Source organism: Pseudomonas fluorescens, from assembly GCF_000968015.1.
GTDB classification, from domain to species: Bacteria; Pseudomonadota; Gammaproteobacteria; order Pseudomonadales; family Pseudomonadaceae; genus Aquipseudomonas; species Aquipseudomonas fluorescens_W.
Genome location: NZ_LACH01000031.1, coordinates 1 through 22,893, shown reverse-complemented (window position 1 = coordinate 22,893; position 22,893 = coordinate 1). Strand labels below are relative to the sequence as shown.

The window sequence follows — 22,893 nt, the reverse complement described above, 5'->3', positions numbered from 1 at the left end:
GAGAAACAGCCCGGTGTTATATCACAGCGCCTCATTTTTTCGCCGCCCCCATGGAGACCTGCCATGACCTCGAATACACATTTGCCGCCCTGCTCCATTCTGCTCCTGGCCGGTGGTCGTGGCCAACGCATGGGCGGTCAGGACAAAGGGCTGCTGGAATGGCACGGCGAGCCATTGATTGCCCACTTGCACCGCAAGACCCGTTCACTGAGCGATGACCTGATCATCTCCTGCAACAGAAACCTGGAAAAGTACGCGCCCTACGCCGACCAACTGGTTCACGACGATGAAGGCGACTTTCCAGGCCCCCTGGCCGGTATTCGCGCAGGCCTGAAGGCCGCCCGCCATGCGCATTTGCTGGTGCTGCCTTGTGACGTGCCGCGTATCGATGCCGCGCTGCTCAATAGCATGCGCGAAGCCGCCAGCCAGCACCCGGACCAACCGCTGATGCTGCGCCATGATGAACACTGGGAACCCTTGTTGTGCATTATCCCCGTGGCACTCTTGGCAGATTTCGACAGCGCCTGGAACGACGGCGAACGCAGCCCGGGTCGCCTCATGCGCAAACTGGGCGCTACCGCCCTGCAATGCCCCGACAATGATCCTCGCCTGGCCAACCTCAACACACCTGAACTGTTAAGTGCTCACAACTCTGTGTCAGACTGACCGGAGAAGGAACTTGCACGCGCTATACTCGTCTCAAGCTCAGCAACCAAAAGAATTCATATTCGGAGACACACCATGACTCAACGGACCCTCGCCACTTTCATGCTCGCACTGGGCCTCGCTACCCTCGCCGGTTGCGCATCGCCTACAGTGATCACCTTGAATGACGGTCGAGAAATCCAGGCTGTCGACGCGCCGAAGTTCGATAAGGATTCGGGTTTCTACGAATTCGAACAACTGGATGGCAAGCAGACCCGCATCAACAAGGATCAGGTTCGTACCGTCAAAGAGCTGTAATTTTTACGGTGACAACCGGATATGAAAAAGCCCGCTTTATGCGGGCTTTTTCGTGGCTGAAGATCAGCAGACTCGCTGAACTTCGTGATCACCACTGCAGGGTGATGGTGCTTTCGAATGCTCTTTCCTGGCCGGTGACCGGGTCCACAAACCGTAATCCCTGAGCGAGCAGTTTCAAAGGATTGGCATAGTCATCCTCAACATCCTTGAGTACCTGCGGATAAAACGGGTCATTGCAGATGCTGGCGCCCAACGCTGTCATGTGCACCCGCAATTGATGCTTCTTGCCCGTCACCGGGTACAGCGCATAACGCCAGAGATCACCGTTCTTCTCCCTGACTTCGACAGTCGTCTCGGTATTGCTGACGCCCGGACCTTCCTGCATGCGGAAGAAAGGCTCGCCATCGATGAGCCGACTCTTATGGACCAATGGAAAAGAGCGTTCAGGCAACGCTCGCGCTATTGCCTCGTAGCGCTTTTCGATCTGCCGTGTAGGAAACAACGACTGATAGGCAGATCGGCTCTGAGGGTTGGCGGAAAACAACACCAGCCCTGCGGTGTGCCGATCAATGCGATGCAAAGGCACCAGATGCGGGTTATCGAGTCGACGGATCAGCCGTCGCAACAGGGTCTGTTCCACGTATTCACCCGCCGGAGTCACTGGCAGAAAATGCGGCTTGTCCGCCACGACCAGATGCTCATCCGCGTACAGGATCGACTCAACCACCGGGATCGGCTTTTCGTCCGGCACCTCACGGAAATAATGAATCCGCAAGCCTTCCTTGTAAGGCAGATCAAGGGCGATCGGCATGCCGTGACCGTCGAGGACACGACCGCGAGCGATTCTGTCCAGCCATTGTTCACGACCGATGGCGCTGAAGTGTTCGCACAGACAATCGAGTACGGTCTGCCACGGACCAGGTGGCAAGTAGAGCGTGCTGGCCTGGTTGTGTGCAGCAGAAAAAGTTGAAGTGGACATACGAAAGTTCTAACCCTCAATACAGGGCGGCATTATCCAACAGCGGCCGGAACGAACCTAGAAGAGAATCCTCAAGCCGGTATCTGCGTGCGCGCTGCCGCTTCTGTGAACTCCTTGAGCCAGCGCAGCACATCGACTGCCTCCCAGCGACCAGGGTCATAAAGCGCATACAACAAGCCCTGATAGCCCACGACATCCAGCTGCCGGTGATAACCCGCGCGCTGGAACAACGCTTCGATTTCGGCGAAACAGGTATTGAAATGCAGTTTATTGAAGGGAGTTTTTCCTTCTGTCACCAGACCATCCAGACGCAATTCGAGGACAGCCTCGCGCACCACGTCCGCCGACATCCGGTTCACGCTGTTCTTCAATTGTTCGACATTGACCACGATTCATCCCTCTCACACCCGGACTGCCTGGCCAAACCCGAGAACCAGGGACGACAAGGCAGGCATCACGAATAACTGTATGCGCATACAGTATCCGATCAGTACCGGTAAAGCCAAGGGGATCCATCGCAAAGTTCGACAGGCGGGAACACCACCACCGCAACCAGCGCTTAGCGCAGGAACGTCACTACCTGATCGGCACTGAACGGCCACCCCAGCTCAGCGCCAGTATCGACCCGCCGTAATACCGGAATACGCAGACTGTAAGCTTCGAACCATGTTTCGTCGTCCGCGATGTCCACCAGTTCCACCAGCAGACCGCGCTCGACAAATTCCATCAGCATGGCTTCTGCCACTTCACAGAGATGACACCCCAGGGTGCCGAACAGCTGACATTCAGGAAGCATGAGCGCTCAACCGAAAAAATTAAGTCATCATTCTAGGCCTGCCCCGAAAAGCCGTCGAGCCATTGAATGCTCTACCTTTGGGCCATAACGGCAACGGATCGCGGCAATACGCTGACGCACATCAGTCGCCTTCAATACCCATTGCGCGATGCTCACGGATTATTTGCCTCTACGCTTGAATGGCCAGCGTCCATCACCGGAGTTTTTGTGTTTGCCAATCTGTTGATCATCTTCGCCGCCTCCCTGGTGGTGATTGCGCTGTTCCAGCACCTGCGATTGCCGCCGGTGCTGGGCTACTTGTGCGTGGGGCTGATCGTCGGGCCAACGGCATTCAACTGGGTGAATGAAAGCGAAGAACTGCCGGACCTCGCTGAGTTGGGCGTGGTGTTTCTGCTGTTCTCCCTTGGGCTGGAGTTTTCCCTGTCGAAAATGCTCGCACTACGCCGAGTGGTGTTTGGGCTGGGCAGTCTGCAAGTGCTGTGTTCAGGGATGCTGCTGGGTGGTTTGCTGATGCTGCTCGGAATGCCGATCACGCCTGCGCTGTTACTCGGCGCCGGCTTGTCGCTGTCTTCCACGGCCATTGTCAGTAAAGAGCTGAGCAGTCTCGGCGAGATTTTCAGCAGCCACGGCCAGAATGCCATTGCCGTGTTGCTGTTCCAGGACGTCGTGGCGGTATTGCTGCTGACCCTGGTGCCGGTGTTCGCTGGCAGCAGCGACCAGGCCTGGTATTGGGCGCTGCCACTGACGCTGGGTAAAACCGTCGTGCTGTTTGTCGGCCTGTTGCTGGCCAGTCGCTGGTTGCTGCCGCGGCTATTCCATGAAGTGGCGGCTGCCCGCTCCCCGGAACTGTTCGTGCTACTGGCGCTGGTGATTGTTCTGCTGACGGCGTGGCTGACGCACCTGCTCGGTCTCTCCCCTGCCCTGGGTGCGTTTCTCGCCGGCATGCTGCTGGGGGAAAGCCACTACCGGCATCAGATCGAGGCCGACATCCGCCCGTTCCGCGACATTCTGCTCGGGTTGTTCTTCGTCAGTATCGGCATGCTGATCGACTTGCAGTTGTTCGCCAGCCACGGCCTGCTGATTCTCGGCCTGACCCTGGGGTTGTTGGTGCTCAAGGGCAGCGTCGTTGCGCTGCTGGTCAAATGGCGTGGCAGCGATGGCGAAACCGCCTGGCGCAGCGGCCTGGCATTGGCCCAGGGCGGCGAGTTCTGCTTTGCGCTGATGGCACTGATGCAGCAGAACAAATTGATGCCCGCGGATTTGGGCGGCCTGCTGCTGGCGGCGACCTTCTGTTCGATGCTCGTCACGCCGTTGCTGCTGCGCGCCGCGCCCCACATCGCCACACGCCTGCACCGCAAACCCAACGAAGAAGCGAAACTCGAGGAAATCAGCGCGCTCAATGCCGGGTTACACAACCATGTCGTTATATGTGGCTACGGTCGTGTAGGTCAGTCAATCGGACGCGCACTACGCAACGCGCAGCAACCCTACATCGCACTGGATTCTGATCCGGTGCGTGTCCACGAAGCCGCCCTTGGTGAAACCTGTGTGCATTATGGCGACTCACGTCGCGGTGAACTGCTGGTCGCGGTAGGGCTGGAGCGCGCCAGGCTGTTGGTGATCGCCGTGGATCAGACCGACATCGCGTTGCTGATCCTCAAGGAAGCTAGGCAGCTCAATGCGACCGTGCCGATTCTGGTGCGCACACGCGACGACAGCCAACTGGCCGAGTTGAAGGCCGCCGGCGCCAGCGAAGTCGTGCCTGAACTGCTGGAGTCGAGCCTGATGCTCGCCTCCCACGCGCTGATCATGCTGGGATTACCCGCGCATCAGGTACAGGAGCGGGCCGATCAGATTCGGCACGACCGCTATCGTCTGCTGCACGGTTTCTATCCAGGCGCTGACGACGAAGAGACCTAGTCCTGGCTCACAGCGCCAATCTTGTGCACGGACAAGTCAGCGCCGTAATACTCTTCTTCCTGACTCAGGCGCAAACCATGGAACGCCTTGATCGCGCCATACACGGCAAAGCCACCGGCCAGCGCCACGACCACCCCCAGCGCAGTGCCGATCAACTGACTGATCAGGCTCACGCCGCCCAGCCCACCCAACGCGCTTTGGCCGAAAATGCCGCAGGCGATTCCGCCCCAGACGCCACACAAACCATGCAACGGCCAAACCCCCAGCACATCGTCGATGCGCCATTTGACTTGAGCTGCAGTGAAGCACCAGACAAACAATGCGCCGGCGATGACGCCAGTGATCAGCGCGCCCACCGGGTGCATCAGATCGGAACCGGCACAGATCGCCACCAGTCCGGCCAGCGGGCCGTTATGCAGAAAGCCCGGGTCATTGCGCCCGACGATCAGCGCCGCCATGGTGCCGCCGACCATGGCCATCAGCGAGTTCACCGCCACCAGTCCGCTGACACCTTGCAGGGTTTGCGCGCTCATCACGTTGAAACCGAACCAGCCAACGATCAGGATCCACGACCCCAGCGCCAAAAAGGGAATGCTCGAGGGCGCGAACGCCACCAGTCGCCCTTCGCGATAACGACCATTGCGCGGCCCGAGCAACAACACCGCCGCCAGAGCCAGCCAGCCACCCATGGCATGGACCACCACCGAGCCGGCGAAATCATGGAAGCTGGCGCCAAAGTGCTCCAGCAACCAGGCTTGCAGGCCAAAGTTGCCGTTCCAGATCATGCCCTCGAAGAACGGATAGATGAACGCCACGATCAGTGCCGTCGCGCACAATTGCGGGACAAACCGGGCACGCTCGGCGATGCCGCCGGAAATGATCGCCGGAATCGCCGCAGCAAACGTCAGCAGAAAGAAAAACTTCACCAAGCCATAGCCATGATCAGCATTGATCACCGCCGCCGGCTGCATGAAGGTCACCCCATAGGAAATCCAATAGCCTATAAAGAAGTAGGCCAGGGTCGAAATGGCGAAGTCGCTGAGGATCTTCGACAAGGCATTGACCTGGTTCTTTTGCCGAACCGTGCCGACTTCAAGAAAGGCGAAACCGGCGTGCATCGCCAGCACCATGACCGCGCCGATCAGAATGAACAACGTATTGGAGCTATGGACCAGACTGTCCACAGCGCTTTGCAGATTTTCCATGGGGTTGGCAGACCTGAAGGCTAAAAAAGCACCAAAGCAGTTCGCGCAGACAATTCATGCACCAAGTTGCGACTTGCCGGGATCAACAGATTGATCCCGATGAGCCACTTTGGCGCACAAGGTTGGAACCTTTGCGCGAGTTTTCATTATTTGAGATAAGGTTTTGCTCGAATCCTGCCCGGCAACAGCGCAACGACGCAGGCAGACGCACCACGACGTAGCAAAAGTTGTACCAGTCATTTGTACTGAACCTTCGCGCAAGGCTCATACTCGAACGCTTCAGAAGCCACTTACGGAGATCCACCAATGGCCAGCATCAAGGCAAAGACTGCTCAAGAAATCCTGATGAATGATTTTCAGACTCTGGTCAGCGACACCGAACGCTTGCTGGAACACACCGCAACGTTGGCCGGCGATCAGGCTGATGAGTTGCGCGAGCAAATCCACGACAGTCTGCTGCGTGCGCGCGAAACCTTGAAATTGACCGAAGACTCCCTGCGCGAACGCAGCAAGGCTGCCGTTACCGCCACCGAAGACTATGTCCAGGCCAACCCATGGCAATCAGTCGGGATCGCGGCCGGCGTGGGTTTCCTGCTTGGCTTGCTGGCCACTCGGCGCTGATATGGCGATCGGCGAATCCGGCTCGTCCGCGACGGGCCCAAGCTCCTCACCGCGGCGCCTGGGTGCCGCTTTTCTTGGACTGTTGCACAGCCATGTCGAACTGTTCGGCATCGAATTGCAGGAACAAAAAGCCCGCACGGTAAGCCTGTTGCTGTTCGCAGGCCTGGCGCTGGTTTTTGCCTTGCTGTTGCTGGTGGGGCTGTCGACGCTGGTGTTGATCCTGTTTTGGGACACCTATCGCCTGGCGGCCATCATCGGGCTCTGTGTGTTCTACACACTGGCGGCCATTTTCTGTGCGATGCGCTTGAAAGCGGCGATTTTCGATGAATCCTCGCCCTTCCACGGCACTCTGGAAGAGTTGGCCAACGATCGGGAGCGTCTGCTGCCATGAGCCTGCCTGAACTGCCTCACAACAGCTCGCGCACTGAAATGCGCAAGGCGCTGATCCGCCTGCGCATGGAAATGCATCGTCAGGAAATCCGCCACGAATCCGCGCAACTGCTGCAACCCTTGCAGCGCGTGCGCGGGATGACGCAAAACCTGCAAGATGGCTTCGGCATCAAGCACGCCCCACTCTGGGGCGTGGCAGCCGTCACCTTACTGGGTTTTCTGACAGGTAAGGGCGCCAAGAGCGGTGGCGTCAGCAGCCTCACTCGACTGGTTCGTCTGGGCGCCACGCTGGGGCCATTGATCAAGCTGGTCATGCAAGGCTCTTCGCGTAACCACTAAAGCCGTTATCTGGCTGCATTCTTGCAACATCGGGATTGAACCTCTTTATCGAGGGGTTCAATCCTGCGTGCCTACCCGGTGAACAGGTTTAATCCAATAACAAGACCTGACCAAGGAGGCCTCGTGATCGACGGGCAACCGCTCGCCTGTTTTCAGCCGTTCATCGATACCGCCACCGGCCGTATCGCGGGTGTCGAGGCACTGGGAAGATTGCGCCAGGCCGACGGTCAACTGACCTCGGTGGGGCCGCTGTTCGCCGACCCGCGAACGCCCGCCATCGCCCTGCGTCGTCTGGATCGCCAGATCCGCGATAACGCGCTAAGCCGCCTGCATGAAGCGCCCTCGGACTGGTTTCTGAGCCTGAATATATCGCCACGCTGGATCAACCGCTTGCGGCAGGACCAGGCTCTACCGAGCCTCAAGCAATTGAGCAGGCACAATGTCGATCCGCAACGCATTGTCTTCGAGATCACCGAACTGGGGGGCGATATTCAGCGTCTGACCGAAGTTGTGGCACGCTACCGACAAGCCGGCGCGAGGATCGCCATCGATGATTTCGGTGCCGGATACTCTCAGCTTGATCGCGTACTTGCGCTGCAACCGGACATTCTCAAACTCGACATGCGCTTGTTCCAGGCCGCTGCGTTAGGTGGACCGAGCAGCGACGTGGTCAAGGCTCTGGCGCAAATGGCGGAGAAAACCGGTTGCTGGATCATCGCCGAAGGGGTGGAAACCGAGGCTCAACTGAGTTTTGCCCTGGAGTGTGGTTCACGCTACGTTCAGGGTTTTCTGTTCGCCCGGGCACAAGCCGGTTTCTTTGCCACGGACGCCTTTGTCGAGCGCTTCGCGCAACTGCGTCAGCGCTATGTTCAGCAGAAGCTGGCTGAGCGCGGTCGCCTGATGATCATGCGCCAGCAACTCAGCGAGCTGATGACCATCCTGCAAGCATGGGCTCAGGCCCGCGCGCCGCTCAGCGCCTTGCCACAACTGGATGCATTTCCCTGGCTGCTGCGCTTCTACCAATGCGACCGCCACGGCACGCAACTGACGCCTAACCTTGAATGGCGCAACAACGGTTGGGAGGCCGACAATCGCTACCTGGGCCACAACTGGTCATGGCGCCCCTACTTCTATCACCTGCTGGCAGAGGGTTGGGATGAGCGAAGACTGACGCTCTCCAATACTTACCGCGACGCCACCAGCAACCAGTATTGCCTCACCGCCGGGCAATTTTTCGACCACGGCGAGCGACTGCTGCTCATCGATATCGACGCCGCCGGGCTGTAGTTCCGCTTGCAGGCACATGCGCGAAACGGGAAGCTAGGGGATCAGTCACCTGACGGAGAGAACCAGCCTTGGATTGGCAAACCCTGCTTACCCGCGAACGCCTCGGAAAGCCTCTGCACAGCCCGGAAGAACTCGGCCGCAGTCCTTTCCACAAAGACCACGACCGGATCATTTTTTCGGGCGCGTTTCGCCGCCTCGGGCGTAAGACCCAGGTCCATCCGGTCACCAGCAACGATCATATCCACACGCGCCTGACCCACTCGCTGGAAGTCAGCTGCGTCGGCCGTTCGCTGGGCATGCGCGTCGGCGAAACCATCCGCAACGCCCTGCCTGACTGGTGCGAGCCCAGCGACCTGGGCATGGTGGTGCAATCGGCTTGCCTGGCCCATGACATCGGCAATCCGCCCTTCGGCCACTCCGGTGAAGACGCGATTCGCCACTGGTTCCAGCAAGCCGCCGGCCGTGGCTGGCTGGATGCAATGAGCGAAGTCGAACGCAATGATTTCCTCAATTTCGAAGGCAATGCCCAAGGCTTCCGGGTACTCACCCAGCTGGAATATCACCAGTTCGACGGCGGCACCCGGCTGACCTACGCCACGCTGGGTACTTATCTGAAGTATCCATGGACGGCAAAACACGCGGATTCACTGGGCTACAAGAAACACAAGTTCGGCTGCTATCAGAGCGAATTGCCGCTTCTGGAACAAATCGCCCATAAACTCGGCCTGCCGCAACTCGAGGAACAGCGTTGGGCGCGCCATCCGCTGGTGTATCTGATGGAGGCTGCCGATGACATCTGTTACGCGCTGATCGATCTGGAAGACGGTCTGGAAATGGAGTTGTTGGAGTACGCCGAAGTCGAATCCCTGTTGCTGGACCTTGTGGGTGACGATTTACCGGAAACCTATCGCCAGCTTGGGCCACTGGATTCGCGTCGGCGCAAACTGGCGATCCTGCGAGGCAAAGCCATTGAGCACCTGACCAACGCCGCAGCACGGGCCTTTGTCGAGCAACAGGACGCGTTGCTGGCCGGCACGCTGCCCGGTGATCTGGTGGAACACATGCACGGCCCTGCCAAGCGATGCGTACTGAATGCCAAGGACATGGCACGGAAGAAAATCTTCCAGGACAAGCGCAAGACCCTGCATGAAATCGGCGCCTACACCACGCTGGAAATCCTGCTCAACGCCTTCTGCGGCGCGGCACTGGAACAGCATAACGGTCGAACGCCGTCCTTCAAGAGTCGCCGAGTCCTCGACCTGTTGGGTAACAATGCGCCCGATCCTCACGGCCCATTGCACGCCTCGTTTCTACGGATGATTGACTTCATCGCCGGCATGACCGACAGCTATGCCAGTGAAATGGCGCTGGAGATGACCGGTCGTTCGAGCCACTGATGAGACCTGGGTGATCAGCCATTACGCCGCCTGTAATGGTTGATTTGCCTCTCAAACCTCAAGTGCACTCAACGTTCTCCGAATTCCCCTACAACCTGCGCTGAGCTAACTGATCGATTATTCGGTAACCTCGCGAAATAATCTCGCCTCCTTCAGCTCGACAGAAGAAGCGTGAATACTCCTATGTCCAAAGACGATCTGCGCATCTTGCTGGTGGAAGATCATCCCTTCCAACTCCGGGCAACTCAATACCTGCTTGAGAGTTACGGTTTCACCCAACTGACCACTACCGACAGTGCCGATGGCGCCTTGCAACAAATGCTCAAGGCGGTGCAACCATTTGATATTCTTTTGTGCGATCAATGTCTGCCCGACCTCTGCGGGCTTGATCTGGTCGAATTCGCCAGCCACCGGGGGATGATCAGACAGGCCATACTGTTAAGTAGCCTGACATCCGCCGAACTGGATGAACTTGAAAAAAAGGCCAACGAACACGGACTGCCATTACTGGGGTACTTGATCAAACCGCTGAAACAATCCGAATTTAGAAACTTGCTGACCTTGGCCTCACTGTAAAAAATCGCATACCAAACGCACTAAAAACTTAGCCAAAACACAACTCAAAACTTACAAACAAATACTTCCAACCTCTCGACTAACCATCAACAACCTTCACCCTTCTTCATAAAAAACCTAGTTGATACGTAGTCCCATTCTTCTTCAGCTGTAGGATTGTTCCTATATTGCCGCTGCAGGTCCGTCAGCTCATGCGACGCCTCAACTATCTGAGCTAAGGTGCGCGCTTTATTTGAGCTCGTATGGGATTTGATTATGAACTCCGTTTTTATTGTCGACGATCACCCGGTTATCCGCCTTGCCGTCAGAATGTTGCTTGAACATGAAGGTTACAAAGTCGTCGGCGAAACTGATAATGGGGTCGACGCCATGCAGATGGTTCGCGAATGCATGCCTGATCTGGTCATTCTCGACATCAGCATTCCCAAACTGGATGGGCTGGAAGTTCTCGCCCGTTTCAACGCAATGAGTACCCGCCTGAAAACATTGGTGTTAACAGCACAGTGCCCGACACTTTTCGGTATTCGCTGCATGCAATCCGGCGCATCGGGATATGTGTGTAAACAGGAAGATCTGAGTGAACTGGTCAGCGCTATAAAGGCCGTATTGTCAGGTTACAACTATTTCCCAAGTCAGGCCTTGAATCCTGTTCGCTGTGATGACGCGCGATTCGCCGACCTGGAACTGTTCAAGTCAGTCAATGACCGGGAACTGATGGTATTGCAACTCTTTGCCCAAGGCCGCACCAACAAGGAAATTGCCAAAGGCATGTTTCTGAGCAACAAGACTGTCAGCACTTATAAAAAACGCCTCATGCAGAAACTCAAAGCCAAATCCCTGGTTGAACTCATCGATATGGCAAAACGTAACGCGTTAGTGTGAGAAACAGGATGCCCAGTCGTATAAAGGATTATCTGACACTCATGGCCGCAGGATTATGCCTGACCGCCTCAGTGGCCGCTGCGCAGACCGTCAGCGAGAACTACACCCTGATGAGTCGCTCAATGGCCGGACACCAGGAAGTCCAACTGGATAACGCACAACGACAATGGATTGAGAATAAACAGGAACTGATCCTGGGCACGTCAGCCCCGGACTACCCCCCTTTCGACCTGACCATCAGTGGTCACGACTACGAAGGTTTTACCGCCGATTACGCGGGCATCCTCGGCAAAACAACCGGTTTGCCAATCAAGGTTCTGAGATTTTCGTCCCGGGAGGCCGCTATAGAGGCACTCGAAAACGGCGAGATCGATTTGCTGGGGACCGCCAATGGATTCGAAGCTCGCAACGCTGACATCGTACTTTCCACCCCCTATGCGGTGGACCAGCCGGTTCTGGTGACACGCGAAGGTGAAACCCGATCCTTGACCGATGGCCTGGCCGGTCTGCGCCTGAGCATGGTGTATCACTATTTGCCGCAGGAGGAGGTGAAGGCACTGTATCCGAGGGCGATCATCACGTCCTTCCCGTCCTACCAGAATGCGATCAATGCCGTTGCCTTCGACCAGGCTGACGTTTTTCTGGGTGACACCATTTCCACCCATTACATGATCAACAAGGGGTATCTGAACAACATCCGCATGGCCAATTTCGGCAAACACGAAGCCCACGGTTTCAGCTTTGCCGTGCACAAGGACAACCCGCCACTGCTCGGGATCATCAACGCAATACTCATGGCCATCCCCACCAACGAACGGGACAACATCGCCAAACGCTGGAGTGCCGGCAGTGACATGCTTCTCACCGATCAAAAACTGCAGCTCACCCACAATGAGGAACGCTGGCTGGCGCAACACCCGGTCGTGCGTGTGGTGGTCAATGAGGCTTTTGCACCGCTGACGTTTTTCGACAGTGATGGCAACTTTCGTGGGGTTAGCGCCGACTTGCTAGAACTGATCAGATTGCGCACCGGTTTGCGCTTCGACGTCCGTCGCAGCCGCAGTGATGACGAGATGATCGGGCAGATCAGGGACAATAAGGCCGACTTGATCGCCGCCCTGCTCCCCAGCGCCCAACGTGAATCGACGCTGAACTTCACCCGCCCCTATCTGCAAAACTCTTTTGTCCTGTTGACTCGCAAAGCCGCCGACAGTCCGACAAGCCTTACGCAGTTACAGGACAAACGCCTGGCAATCGCCCAAGGCAATCCCCTGGTGGATTACCTGCGCAGCGAGTTCCCGCGGATCAGGCTGATTGAAACCCCGGACACGTTTAGCGCCGTGGAGTTGCTGGCCGAGGGCAAGGCAGAAGGTGCGGTGAATTCACTGGTGATTGCCAACTACTTCATCTCATCGCAGCTCTTCGAGCACACCCTTCAAATCAGTACCACCATCGGCACCCGGCAGGCCGCGTTCTCCCTGGCCACCGGCCGAGATGCCAAAGAACTGAACGCCATCCTCAACAAGGCACTGCTGAGTATTGCTCCGGAAGAACTGGGCATCATCAACAGCCGTTGGCGCGGCTATTCGGCGTCCTCGCAAAGTACCTGGCGCAACTATCACCGACTGTTCTACCAAATCGTTATCGGTGCCGGGGTGCTACTGCTGATTTCCGCTGCCTGGAACGCTTACATGCGTCGCCAGATAAAGCAGCGTCAGGCAGCCGAGCGAGCGTTGAACGATCAATTCGAATTCATGCGATCACTGGTCAACGGGACGCCTCATCCCCTCTACGTCCGCGATCGTCAGGGACTGCTGCAAAGCTGCAACGACAGTTACCTGGAAGCCTTCTGTGCGAGACGTGAAGACGTCATCGGCAAAGGCGTCATACAAGGCAACATGAGCAATGCGTTCGAAGCCCGGGAGTACCAGGCCGATTACCAGCGCGTCGTGGTCGAGGGCATACCGCTGATTCTCGATCGCGCGCTGCATATCGGCGGCCGCAGACTGACGATTTACCACTGGATTCTTCCCTACCGTGATTCGAGCGGTGAAGTGCAAGGCATCATCGGCGGCTGGATCGACATCAGCGAACGGCGGCAACTGTTCGATGATCTGCGTTATGCCAAAGAGCGCGCCGATGAAGCCAACCGTGCCAAAACCACCTTTCTGGCGACCATGAGCCATGAGATCCGCACCCCGATGAATGCGGTCATCGGCATGCTCGAACTCACGCTGAAACGCATCGATCATGAGCACCCGGATCGCCCGGCCATCGATGTGGCGTACAACTCGGCGAAGGACCTCTTGGAGCTGATCGGGGACATTCTCGACATTGCACGGATTGAGTCTGGACAGCTAAGCCTGAGCCCTGAACGGGTCAATCCAAGTGAAATCGTGGCCTCTGTAGTGCGGGTCTTCGATGGACTGGCACGCCAGAAAAACCTCCGGCTGCTGGTGGAGTTCCGCCCTGCCAAGCCGGAGTTTGATGTCCTGCTGGACCCGATGCGCTTCAAGCAGGTCTTGTCCAATCTGGTCAGCAATGCCATCAAGTTCACGGAGCGCGGCCAAATCAGGATCATCGTCGACCTGCACCCAACCGCCGAACCTGAGCGGGTCTGGATGCTGTTGCAGGTTCACGACAGCGGCATAGGGATCAGTGAACAGGATCAGCGGCGGTTGTTCGAACCTTTCGCTCAGGCCGATCACTCCGGGCAGTCAGCCAGAGGTGGGGCGGGGCTTGGGCTGGTGATCAGCCGCAGCCTGTGCGAAATGATGGGCGGCAGCCTGCAATTGAGCAGCCAGCCGGGTGTCGGCACTCACGTCGAGGTGTCGTTGCACCTGGCGACACTGCCACTCGTAGAGATGCCGGAGACTGCTGAAGCGCAAATCCGCACCACGACGACCCCGTTGAATGTTCTGGTGGTCGACGATCACCCCGCCAATCGCTTGCTCATGTGCCAGCAACTGGCGTTTCTTGGCCACCGATTCAGCGTCGCACCGGATGGCCAGGCGGGACTTCAGGCATGGGCAGCCGAGCCGTTCGATCTGGTAATTGTCGATTGCAACATGCCGATCATGAACGGATACGAACTGGCCCGCGCCATTCGCCAACACGAACAAAAAACGCACCGCCCGCCCTGTACCGTGCTGGGTTTTACCGCCAACGCACAACCGGAAGAAATACAACGCTGCAAACAAGCCGGGATGGACGACTGCCTGTTCAAGCCCCTTACCCTGACAGCCTTGAGTCAGTGGTTTGAAGGCATCGGGCCAACCGTTCGCGATCCCGCATTCAGCCTGCAAGGACTGCGTCTTTTGACCGGCGGAGATCCGGTATTGGACCAGCGACTGTTGACCGAACTGTTGAACAGCAACCGTCTGGACCGACAAGAACTGCTGGCGCTGTCCCCCTCCAAAGAACCTCAGCCCTTTCTCGACGTCGCCCACAAAATCAAGGGCGCCGCCCGAATCGTCCAGGCCTCCCGGGTGATCGACAGCTGCGAGGCGCTGGAAAAGGCCTGCCATGAAGTGTTTCGTCACGAAGAAGTGGCCGATTGCAGCAAGGCTATAGAGCGCGCCATGCTCGAATTGGAGCAAGCATTGCAGCAACAGATCGGCCAAAACGGCAAAAGCAGAATGACAGAGCCTTAACTATGCTTGGACGCTGAGCAGTGTGTTAACCATCATGGAGAGACCTGCAATGCACAGCCCACTGCGCCCGGATCAACGGCGGTTTCCCCTGCACGTCCATATCAGCGTGATGTTCACTTTCCTGCTGTTGCTGACTGGCGTGGTGCTGGGCCTTTTCAACTACCAGCAAACCACGCAGATCATTCTTTCCAGCAGTGAAAAGCTCTTCAACCGCATCGAGCAGGACGTCCGTCTCGACCTGCACGCCACTTATGAACCGATTCGCCATCTGCTGTCCCTGCTGGCGGAATACCCGGCGACCCAGGCACCTGACCTGGAGCAACGCCTGGCGCTACTCAAACCCTTCAGCCAGTCACTCAAGGACAACCCCGACCTGGCCTCGTTGTATCTGGGCTATGGCAACGGTGATTTCTTCATGGTTCGGCCCTTGCGAACCCCCGACCTGAAAACGCTCCTCAAGGCACCGGATACCGCGGCTTATCAGGTGTGGAGCATTGAACGAACAGGCAACAGCGGTCAGGTCCGCTCCCAATCATTGTTTTTCGATCAGGATCTGGCCCTCATCAGCCGCCAGGACACCCCCGACGAAACCTACGATCCGCGAACCCGCGCCTGGTATGCCAACGCCCGCGGCGACAGCGATCAGATCACCACCGAACCCTACATCTTTTTCTCCACCCACAATGTCGGCACTACCCTGGCCCGGCGCAGTGGCAAACAGGCTGTCATGGGTGCCGACCTGACCCTGGCGGAACTCTCCGCAACCCTGGCCAAACATGTCGTGACGCCCAGTACCGAAATCGTGCTGTTCGATGCCGAAGGGAATGCCATCGCGTATCCCGACAGCAGCAAACTGATCATCGACGATCAGACTGCCCGCCTGATCAAAGCCGCTGACCTCAGCCCCAGCCTCGGCGCATTGCTCAACAATTCCGCCGCAGGTAATCGCCTGGATGTCGCCGGTCGTCAATGGATCGTTGCCCGCAGCCGCATGCAGGAAGGCGGCCCCCAGGGGCTGCAACTGGCGCTGCTGGTGCCGGAAGATGAGTTACTCGTCGATGCCTACCGCATGCGCTGGCAAGGCGCGCTGATTACCCTGGCCACGTTGTTGCTGTGCCTGCCGCTGGGCTGGCTGACCTCGCGGATTCTGGTCAAGCCCCTGCGCGCGCTGGTACGGGAGGCCGATGCGGTTCGCAGTTTTGATTTCAACTTTCCGGCCTCACGTCGCTCTCCCGTCCTCGAAGTCGACCAACTGAGGGTGTCGATGACGCGCATGAAAGACACCCTGGCGAGTTTTTTCCAGATCACCGACAGCCTGAGCGCCGAGACCCGCTTCGCCCCCTTGCTCGAACGGGTGTTGTTTGAAACCGTGAAAATCGGCCAGGCCCAGGCCGGTCTGATCTACCTGCGCGAAAGTGATGGCGATCGCATGGAGCCCCATGGTCTGGTCGTCAACGGCACCTCACAGGCATTGCCGTCATTTGATCTTCGAGGACACGAACTCCAGGCGCCGCAAAGCCCTGCTTGGCTACAACAGCTGTCGAATGCCGACAACGTCGTCACCACGCTGGGTTTTGAACAGGCCGGGGATTTGCAGAAGGTGTTGCTTGCGCTGGAGTGTCCCCGCGTTCACCTGATCGGCATTCGGCTGCACAATCGTCATAACGAAACCGTGGGCCTGCTGATCCTGCTGTTGGCCGATACCGGCAACCAGAGCGATCTGGAAAAACTTCGTCCGGACCGCATCGCGTTTCTCCAGGCCGTGTCCGGCGCGGCCGCCGTGAGTATTGAAAGCCAGCGTCTGCAAGATAAACAAAAACAACTGCTGGATTCCTTCATTCGACTGCTGGCGGGTGCGATTGACGCCAAAAGCCCCTACACCGGCGGTCACTGCCAGCGAGTGCCCGCGCTGACCCTGATGCTAGCCCAAGCTGCCGCGGCCAGCCAGGACCCGGCCTTCAGTGGCTATCAACCCACCGACGATGAATGGGAAGCGCTGCACATCGCCGCCTGGCTGCACGACTGCGGCAAGGTCACCACTCCGGAATATGTGGTCGATAAAGCCACGAAGCTGGAAACGCTTAACGACCGTATCCACGAAATCCGCACCCGCTTCGAAGTGCTGAAGCGCGATGCCTGGATCAGCTATTGGCAAGCCATGGCCCTGGGCAGTGACGAACAGCAACTGGCCGAACTGCGCAACGCCACGTTGGCGGGACTGGACGATGATTTCGCGTTCGTTGCCCGCTGCAACCTGGGTGGCGAGGCGATGGCCGAGTCCGACCTGCAACGCCTGCGCAGCATCGCCCAACGCACCTGGACCCGAACGCTGGATGACCGGCTGGGCGTTTCCTGGGAAGAGAACCGGCGTCAGGCGCAAACCCCGGCACCGACACTACCAGTCAGCGAGCCATTGCTGGCGGACAAACCCGAGCACCTGTTCGAACGGCCCGAAGCCGAACTGATTCCGGAGGATAATCCGTGGGGGTTCAAGCTCGATGTACCGCCCCACAAGTACAACCGGGGCGAGCTCTACAACCTGAGTGTTGCCCGAGGCACCCTGACCCGCGAGGAGCGATACATCATCAATCACCACATGGTGCAGACGATTCTGATGCTCAGCCACCTGCCCTTCCCCGGCCACCTCGGCAACGTCGCGGAAATCGCCGGCGGCCACCACGAGAAAATGGACGGCACCGGGTATCCCAAGCAGTTGAAGCGCGAAGAAATGAGCCTGCCGGCGCGGATGATGGCGATTGCCGATATTTTCGAAGCACTGACCGCCGCCGATCGCCCCTACAAGAAAGCCAAGTCTTTGAGCGAAGCGCTGGGCATCATGGCCACGATGTGCCGGGATGCCCACATCGATCCTGAGTTGTTCGGGCTGTTCATCAACGCGCAAATCTACGTGCAGTACGCCGATCGATTCCTCGATCCCCAACAGATCGATGCGGTTGATCCGACAAGCCTGCTGGTCAAGGCAGGCTTGAGGGCATGATCAGCAGTCGGTCAGGCGCAGGAAAATCGCCGCCAACTGCTCGATACCGGCCTGATCTTCAGCGGTAAAACGCGCCAGTTTCGGGCTATCGAGGTCCAGCACGCCGATCAGACGACCGTCTTTGACCAGTGGCACGACCAGCTCGCTGTTCGACGCGCTGTCGCAAGCGATGTGTCCGGGGAACGCGTGCACGTCCTCGACCAACTGGGTCTGCAAGGTGGCCGCCGCCGCTCCGCATACACCCCGGCCGAACGGAATCCGCACGCAGGCGATCTGCCCTTGAAACGGGCCAAGCACCAATTCTTCGTTGCGATTGAGGTAGAACCCGGCCCAGTTCAGGTCATCGAGCTGGTTGTACAGAAACGCCGAGAACTGCGCGGCGTTGGCAATGAAATCCCGCTCGTCCGCCAGCAATGACTCCAATTGCGCCCACAACATGCCATAGCCTTCGAGACCCTGGCCGCTCTTTTGTAAATCAATCATGCCTTGTGCTCCAACAGCTTCAGCCCGACCCAATAGCGGGCAAATTGATACGCGCAACGTCCGTTGCGATTACCCCGGCCCGTGGCCCAGCGCACCGCGAGGATGTCCAGTGCTTCGTCTCGCTGCCACTTAAGGCCCGCCTTGTCGGCCAGTTGACCGATCCAGTGTTCGACGACGTTGAGAAAGTGTTCCTGGGTAAACGGATAGAACGACAGCCACAATCCAAAACGGTCCGACAGTGCAATCTTGTCTTCAACCGCCTCGCTGGGATGGAGTTCGCCGTCAACGCGTTTCCAGTTTTCGTTATCGCTTTCCTTTTCCGGTACCAGATGGCGACGGTTGGACGTGGCGTACAACAAAACGTTATCCGGGGCCTGTTCGAGAGAGCCGTCGAGCACGCTCTTGAGCACCCGGTAATCACCCTCGCCCGACTCGAACGACAGGTCATCGCAGAACAGCACGAAACGCTGGGGCAGCTTGGCGATCTGTTCGACCACGCGCGGCAAGTCCGCCAGGTGATCGCGTTCGATCTCGATCAGCCGCAGACCGGCCTTTGCGTGTTCGGCCAGCAAGGCGCGCACCAGCGACGATTTACCGGTGCCGCGCGCCCCCCAGAGCAATGCGTGGTTGGCCGGCATGCCATCGAGGAACTGTTGGGTATTTCGCCCCAGTTGCTCCAGTTGCCGGTCGACACCGATCAGGTCGGACAAACGCATGTCGAGGCTGACTTCCAGCGGCAACAGAAACCCGCTGCGCCCCTCGCGCTGCCAGCGCGCGGCAAGGCAATGATTCCAGTCGATAGCTTGCCGAGGCGCAGGCAGCAGCGGTTCGATACGGGCCAAAACGGCATCGGCGCGTTCAAGAAAAGCATTTAATCGGGAATCCACGTCTTCTCCTCGGGCTCGTTCACAGTAATGATGGCGATACAGCGACTAAACACAGCGTTCGGTGTCAGGCTCATCCCTTTGCCCAAGGGCTCGCGAGAACATCGGTATCCATGCATGATCGACTATGCTTGAGCAGCGAAGGGAAACGGAAGTGGTTCGACACCCCATGGATATCAAGTTCACCAACCGGCTGTCCTACAAGCAAGCCAGGCTTACTGTGCTGGTCGGTTTCATTCTGGGCACGCTGCTCAGTCTGCTGCAAATTGGCATCGATTATGCCAGTGAAGACGCCTCCATCAACCGCGAAATCCTGTCTTTGCTGGAAATCAGCCACAACCCCGCGTCCCGCATTGCCTACAACATCGACGCCGAACTCGCTCAGGAACTGACCCAGGGCCTGTTGCGCTCGCCCGCGATCATCGGCGCGCAGTTGATCGATAACAACGGTACCGTGCTCGCCAGCGTCAAACGCCCGGGCTTGCAAAGCGGTTATCGGGTGATCAGCGACTTCCTGTTCGGCGCCAACCGGCAGTTCGAAGACCGTCTCTACCTGGATCACTTGCCGACCGAATCCCTCGGCACCCTGAGCCTGGACGTCGACACCTATTCATTCGGCAACCGGTTCCTGCGTCGGGCCGAGGTGACCCTGCTCAATGGCTTCGCTCGCAGCCTGCTGCTGACCGGCATCCTGCTGGCGCTGTTTTATGTGATGCTGACCAAGCCATTGGTACGGGTCATCCGTGAACTCAGCGGCCGCGACCCGCGAGGCGTGGAGCCGACGTCACTGGAATGTCCGACGGGCCATGAAAACGATGAAATTGGAGTATTGGTCAAGGTTGCCAATCAACAATTCGAAAACATCGCCACCGAAATCCAGCAGCGACGCAACGCCGAAAACCGCCTCACCGACTACCTTGGGCAGCTGGAGAACATCGTCTCGGCCCGCACGGCGGAACTCAAGGCGATCAACTCGCGGCTCAGCCAATCCAATCAGGAGCTGGAAGTCGCCCGCAGCACCGCTTTGGACATGGCCGAAGCGCGCTCGGTGTTCCTGGCCAACATGAGCCACGAGATCCGCACGCCGCTCAATGGCCTGCTGGGGATGATCGCGCTTTCCCTGGACGGCCCGCTCAATGCCGAACAACAGCAACAGCTGTCCATCGCCCATGACTCGGGCAAAGTACTGGTGGAACTGCTCAACGATATTCTCGATCTGTCGAAGTTCGATGCTGGTCAACTCGAGCTCGAACATATTCCGTTCGACCTTGGCTCGCTGATCGAGGACACCGCCAACCTGCTATCGCAAAACGCCGCGCCGAGTGTCGAGCTGAGCTGCCTGATCGACCCGCACTTTCCGGCCCTGGTGCTTGGGGATCCGACCCGGGTGCGACAAATCGTCAGCAACTTGCTGTCCAACGCCCTCAAGTTCACCCGTTTCGGTCGGGTCGATGTGCGCCTGTCGACGTTCGGGGACGGCGTCAGAATCGAAGTCTGCGACACCGGCATCGGTATCGCCCAGGACGCCCAGGTCAAGATCTTCCAGCCCTTCACGCAAGCGGGTGCCGGCATTACCCGGCAATTCGGCGGGACCGGGTTGGGCCTGGCACTGACCTACAACCTTTGCGAAGCCATGCAAGGGCGCCTCACCATCAGCTCGGAAGCAGGCTTCGGCAGCCTGTTCTGTGCGGATCTGCCGCTGCCCAGCCACACCCGCGCCCTTCCCCCGGCCTCATTACAGGGCAAGGTCATCGCCATCACCAGCGCCAGCAGCGGTCTGGCAGAACTGTTGAGCAGTGTGTTGCCCGGCTGGGGGCTCGACTATGAGCAGCGCTCGATCGATGACTCGTTGCGGGGTCTGAACCCGGATGTACTGATTACCGATTGCCCCGAATGCCTGTTTGGCCTGCGCCCTTCGTGTAAAGCGCCCATTCTGCTGGTCACCGCTTACGGCAGTTTCATGCCCAGCGAAGAAGCCCTCGCCCTCGCCCCCTTACATCAACAGGCGCGGCCTCTGGCACGCAACGCGCTGTACCAGACGCTGCGGCGAGTCCTGCAGCCGGAACTCAGCACGATCAATGGTGCCCGACTCGACACCCTCTCCCCACAACGGCGCGGACGCGTGCTGCTGGTGGAGGACAATCCGGTCAACCAATTGGTGGCCAAGGGGATGCTCGGAAAACTCGGTTGCGAGGTGATTGTCGCCGGTCACGGTGGCGAGGCGCTGGATCAGTTGGAGCAGAGCGAATTCGATCTGGTGCTGATGGACTGCAACATGCCGGTGATGGACGGCTACGAGGCCAGTCGGCAAATCCGTCGCAGCGGACGCTGGCCACAGCTGCCCATCGTCGCCCTGACCGCCAACGCCATGTCCGAAGAGCGCGAACGCTGTCGTGCGGCAGGCATGAGCGATTACCTGGCAAAACCCTTCCGCCGGGAAGAGTTGGCGGCCCTGCTGGACTTGTGGGTCCCTACTACGACAGTGCTTTGATTTGCCCCAAAAGGTGATCAAGACCCTCGCGCAGGTCATTCAGGCGATCCAGATCCACACCGCTGTCGCATAACAGGCGGGCCTTGAGCGGCCCGACCTGATCACGCAAAGCCTTGCCGCTTGGCGACAGGCTCAAGTGCACTTCACGCTCGTCCCGCACCGAGCGCTGACGCTGAACCAGTTGCAGTTGCTCAAGACGCTTGAGCAACGGCGTCAGCGTGCCGGAATCCAGCGCCAGGCGTTCGCCCAACGCCTTGACCGTCGGCTGCTCGGGGGCTGCCTCCTGCCATTCCCACAACACCAGCATCGCCAGGTATTGCGGGTAGGTCAGGCCGAGCTGATCGAGCATCGGCTTGTAGGCGCGGATCACCGCCCGGGAAGCGGCGTACAGCTTGAAGCACAGTTGACTGTCAAGCTTCAGGGAATCGACTGACAAGGTGTTCATTTGAGCAGGGCTTCGATCTCGCGGGTCAGGTCCTGCGGCTTGGTCGCGGGGGCGAAGCGCTTGACCAACTTGCCATCCTTGCCGATCAGAAACTTGGTGAAGTTCCACTTGATGCCCTGGGAACCCAGCACACCCGGCGCGCGTTTTTTCAGTTGAACGAACAGCGGGTGGGCGCCAGCGCCATTGACTTCAATCTTTTTGAACAGCGGAAAACTGACGCCGAAGTTCAACTCGCAGAACTCGGAAATCGCCCCTTCGTTGCCCGGCTCTTGCTTGCCGAACTGGTTACACGGAAAGCCCAGCACCACCAGGCCTTGATCCTTGTAGGTCTGCCACAACTCTTCAAGGCCTTTGTACTGCGGGGTGAAGCCGCATTTGCTCGCGGTATTGACCACCAACACGGCCTTGCCGGCGTAATCCGCCAGGGTCTTTTGCTCACCCTTGATGGTGGTGCAAGGGATGCTCAGCAGGTTGTCGCTCATGGTTCGGACTCTGAATGAGGGAAGATGAGACAAACATAGCGAGCAATTGAATTGTGTGCAATTTAAATTGTTAAACACTGATCCCCTGTAGGAGCTGCCGAA

General features: G+C 58.4%; 21 protein-coding genes. 13 read left to right on the top strand and 8 right to left on the bottom strand.

The genetic code is table 11. The annotated features are described in order from the left end of the window. Positions 1-63 precede the first annotated feature (63 nt). A complete protein-coding gene (mobA, locus tag VD17_RS14630) occupies positions 64-666 on the top strand; it encodes a molybdenum cofactor guanylyltransferase MobA (protein ID WP_046054415.1) in 603 nt (200 codons plus the stop codon). 75 nt (positions 667-741) lie between these two features. Next, entirely contained in the window at positions 742-963 is a 222-nt protein-coding gene (locus VD17_RS14625) for a YgdI/YgdR family lipoprotein (protein WP_033059146.1), read from the top strand. Positions 964-1,051: 88 nt separating this feature from the next. Here the strand turns inward: VD17_RS14625 and VD17_RS14620 are convergent, their stop codons facing one another. The 3 genes from VD17_RS14620 to VD17_RS14610 all read right to left on the bottom strand — a co-directional run bounded on the left by VD17_RS14620 (position 1,052) and on the right by VD17_RS14610 (position 2,738). After that, positions 1,052-1,942 (bottom strand): pseudouridine synthase, encoded by an 891-nt coding sequence (locus VD17_RS14620; RefSeq protein WP_046054414.1) that lies wholly within the window; start codon positions 1,940-1,942, stop codon positions 1,052-1,054. A gap of 71 nt (positions 1,943-2,013) precedes the next feature. Next, the gene (locus tag VD17_RS14615; RefSeq protein ID WP_008145883.1) at positions 2,014-2,331 is read right to left on the bottom strand and encodes a hypothetical protein; all 318 of its coding nucleotides are present in this window, start codon (positions 2,329-2,331) and stop codon (positions 2,014-2,016) included. A 170-nt stretch (positions 2,332-2,501) separates the two neighbouring features. After that, positions 2,502-2,738 (bottom strand): glutaredoxin family protein, encoded by a 237-nt coding sequence (locus VD17_RS14610; protein ID WP_046054413.1) that lies wholly within the window; start codon positions 2,736-2,738, stop codon positions 2,502-2,504. Between the two features lie 207 nt (positions 2,739-2,945). On the opposite strand from VD17_RS14610, the gene VD17_RS14605 reads away from it, so the two are divergent. Continuing rightward, a complete protein-coding gene (locus VD17_RS14605) occupies positions 2,946-4,658 on the top strand; it encodes a cation:proton antiporter (RefSeq protein ID WP_046054412.1) in 1,713 nt (570 codons plus the stop codon). On the opposite strand, the gene VD17_RS14600 is transcribed toward VD17_RS14605, so the two are convergent. Further along, on the bottom strand, positions 4,655-5,863 hold the full coding sequence (locus VD17_RS14600) for an ammonium transporter (RefSeq protein WP_046054411.1): 1,209 nt from the start codon (positions 5,861-5,863) through the stop codon (positions 4,655-4,657). The genes VD17_RS14605 and VD17_RS14600 overlap by 4 nt on opposite strands. Positions 5,864-6,169: 306 nt before the next feature. On the opposite strand from VD17_RS14600, the gene VD17_RS14595 reads away from it, so the two are divergent. The 9 genes from VD17_RS14595 to VD17_RS14555 all read left to right on the top strand — a co-directional run bounded on the left by VD17_RS14595 (position 6,170) and on the right by VD17_RS14555 (position 18,006). After that, complete coding sequence (locus VD17_RS14595; RefSeq protein ID WP_046049174.1) at positions 6,170-6,484, top strand: DUF883 family protein; 315 nt, start codon at positions 6,170-6,172, stop codon at positions 6,482-6,484. 1 nt (position 6,485) lies between these two features. Next, positions 6,486-6,875: a phage holin family protein gene (locus VD17_RS14590; RefSeq protein WP_046054410.1), complete on the top strand. Its 390-nt coding sequence runs from the start codon at positions 6,486-6,488 to the stop codon at positions 6,873-6,875. Beyond that, complete coding sequence (locus tag VD17_RS14585; RefSeq protein WP_046054409.1) at positions 6,872-7,213, top strand: hypothetical protein; 342 nt, start codon at positions 6,872-6,874, stop codon at positions 7,211-7,213. Before VD17_RS14590 ends, VD17_RS14585 begins: the two co-directional genes overlap by 4 nt. A 123-nt stretch (positions 7,214-7,336) precedes the next feature. Beyond that, complete coding sequence (locus tag VD17_RS14580) at positions 7,337-8,500, top strand: EAL domain-containing protein (protein WP_046054408.1); 1,164 nt, start codon at positions 7,337-7,339, stop codon at positions 8,498-8,500. A gap of 68 nt (positions 8,501-8,568) precedes the next feature. Beyond that, complete coding sequence (locus VD17_RS14575) at positions 8,569-9,897, top strand: deoxyguanosinetriphosphate triphosphohydrolase (protein ID WP_046054407.1); 1,329 nt, start codon at positions 8,569-8,571, stop codon at positions 9,895-9,897. Positions 9,898-10,080: 183 nt separating this feature from the next. Beyond that, on the top strand, positions 10,081-10,473 hold the full coding sequence (locus VD17_RS14570; RefSeq protein WP_046054406.1) for a response regulator: 393 nt from the start codon (positions 10,081-10,083) through the stop codon (positions 10,471-10,473). A gap of 255 nt (positions 10,474-10,728) precedes the next feature. Further along, the gene (locus VD17_RS14565) at positions 10,729-11,355 is read left to right on the top strand and encodes a response regulator transcription factor (protein WP_046049241.1); all 627 of its coding nucleotides are present in this window, start codon (positions 10,729-10,731) and stop codon (positions 11,353-11,355) included. Positions 11,356-11,363: 8 nt separating this feature from the next. Continuing rightward, positions 11,364-15,008: a transporter substrate-binding domain-containing protein gene (locus VD17_RS14560; protein WP_046054405.1), complete on the top strand. Its 3,645-nt coding sequence runs from the start codon at positions 11,364-11,366 to the stop codon at positions 15,006-15,008. A 49-nt stretch (positions 15,009-15,057) separates the two neighbouring features. Further along, the gene (locus tag VD17_RS14555) at positions 15,058-18,006 is read left to right on the top strand and encodes an HD domain-containing phosphohydrolase (RefSeq protein ID WP_046054404.1); all 2,949 of its coding nucleotides are present in this window, start codon (positions 15,058-15,060) and stop codon (positions 18,004-18,006) included. Here VD17_RS14555 and VD17_RS14550 read toward each other — a convergent pair whose 3' ends face one another. Both VD17_RS14550 and VD17_RS14545 read right to left on the bottom strand, forming a co-directional pair. Then, complete coding sequence (locus tag VD17_RS14550) at positions 18,007-18,489, bottom strand: GAF domain-containing protein (protein WP_046054403.1); 483 nt, start codon at positions 18,487-18,489, stop codon at positions 18,007-18,009. After that, positions 18,486-19,376 (bottom strand): ATP-binding protein, encoded by an 891-nt coding sequence (locus VD17_RS14545; RefSeq protein WP_046054402.1) that lies wholly within the window; start codon positions 19,374-19,376, stop codon positions 18,486-18,488. Before VD17_RS14545 ends, VD17_RS14550 begins: the two co-directional genes overlap by 4 nt. A 166-nt stretch (positions 19,377-19,542) precedes the next feature. On the opposite strand from VD17_RS14545, the gene VD17_RS14540 reads away from it, so the two are divergent. Then, positions 19,543-21,864, top strand: coding sequence for a hybrid sensor histidine kinase/response regulator (locus tag VD17_RS14540; RefSeq protein WP_046054401.1), 2,322 nt, complete (start codon positions 19,543-19,545; stop codon positions 21,862-21,864). Here VD17_RS14540 and VD17_RS14535 read toward each other — a convergent pair. Both VD17_RS14535 and VD17_RS14530 read right to left on the bottom strand, forming a co-directional pair. Then, on the bottom strand, positions 21,848-22,309 hold the full coding sequence (locus VD17_RS14535; protein WP_046054400.1) for a MarR family winged helix-turn-helix transcriptional regulator: 462 nt from the start codon (positions 22,307-22,309) through the stop codon (positions 21,848-21,850). The genes VD17_RS14540 and VD17_RS14535 overlap by 17 nt on opposite strands. Next, positions 22,306-22,791, bottom strand: coding sequence for a glutathione peroxidase (locus VD17_RS14530; protein WP_046054399.1), 486 nt, complete (start codon positions 22,789-22,791; stop codon positions 22,306-22,308). Before VD17_RS14530 ends, VD17_RS14535 begins: the two co-directional genes overlap by 4 nt. Positions 22,792-22,893 lie beyond the last annotated feature (102 nt).

Excerpts from the sequence above, each read along its gene's own strand:
- mobA (WP_046054415.1), top strand. The coding sequence starts at position 64 with ATGACCTCGAATACACATTTGCCGCCCTGCTCCATTCTGCTCCTGGCC.
- VD17_RS14625 (WP_033059146.1), top strand. The coding sequence starts at position 742 with ATGACTCAACGGACCCTCGCCACTTTCATGCTCGCACTGGGCCTCGCT.
- VD17_RS14620 (WP_046054414.1), bottom strand. The coding sequence starts at position 1,942 with ATGTCCACTTCAACTTTTTCTGCTGCACACAACCAGGCCAGCACGCTC.
- VD17_RS14610 (WP_046054413.1), bottom strand. The coding sequence starts at position 2,738 with ATGCTTCCTGAATGTCAGCTGTTCGGCACCCTGGGGTGTCATCTCTGT.
- VD17_RS14600 (WP_046054411.1), bottom strand. The coding sequence starts at position 5,863 with ATGGAAAATCTGCAAAGCGCTGTGGACAGTCTGGTCCATAGCTCCAAT.
- VD17_RS14595 (WP_046049174.1), top strand. The coding sequence starts at position 6,170 with ATGGCCAGCATCAAGGCAAAGACTGCTCAAGAAATCCTGATGAATGAT.
- VD17_RS14590 (WP_046054410.1), top strand. The coding sequence starts at position 6,486 with ATGGCGATCGGCGAATCCGGCTCGTCCGCGACGGGCCCAAGCTCCTCA.
- VD17_RS14585 (WP_046054409.1), top strand. The coding sequence starts at position 6,872 with ATGAGCCTGCCTGAACTGCCTCACAACAGCTCGCGCACTGAAATGCGC.
- VD17_RS14570 (WP_046054406.1), top strand. The coding sequence starts at position 10,081 with ATGTCCAAAGACGATCTGCGCATCTTGCTGGTGGAAGATCATCCCTTC.
- VD17_RS14565 (WP_046049241.1), top strand. The coding sequence starts at position 10,729 with ATGAACTCCGTTTTTATTGTCGACGATCACCCGGTTATCCGCCTTGCC.
- VD17_RS14560 (WP_046054405.1), top strand. The coding sequence starts at position 11,364 with ATGCCCAGTCGTATAAAGGATTATCTGACACTCATGGCCGCAGGATTA.
- VD17_RS14555 (WP_046054404.1), top strand. The coding sequence starts at position 15,058 with ATGCACAGCCCACTGCGCCCGGATCAACGGCGGTTTCCCCTGCACGTC.
- VD17_RS14550 (WP_046054403.1), bottom strand. The coding sequence starts at position 18,489 with ATGATTGATTTACAAAAGAGCGGCCAGGGTCTCGAAGGCTATGGCATG.
- VD17_RS14540 (WP_046054401.1), top strand. The coding sequence starts at position 19,543 with ATGGATATCAAGTTCACCAACCGGCTGTCCTACAAGCAAGCCAGGCTT.
- VD17_RS14535 (WP_046054400.1), bottom strand. The coding sequence starts at position 22,309 with ATGAACACCTTGTCAGTCGATTCCCTGAAGCTTGACAGTCAACTGTGC.
- VD17_RS14530 (WP_046054399.1), bottom strand. The coding sequence starts at position 22,791 with ATGAGCGACAACCTGCTGAGCATCCCTTGCACCACCATCAAGGGTGAG.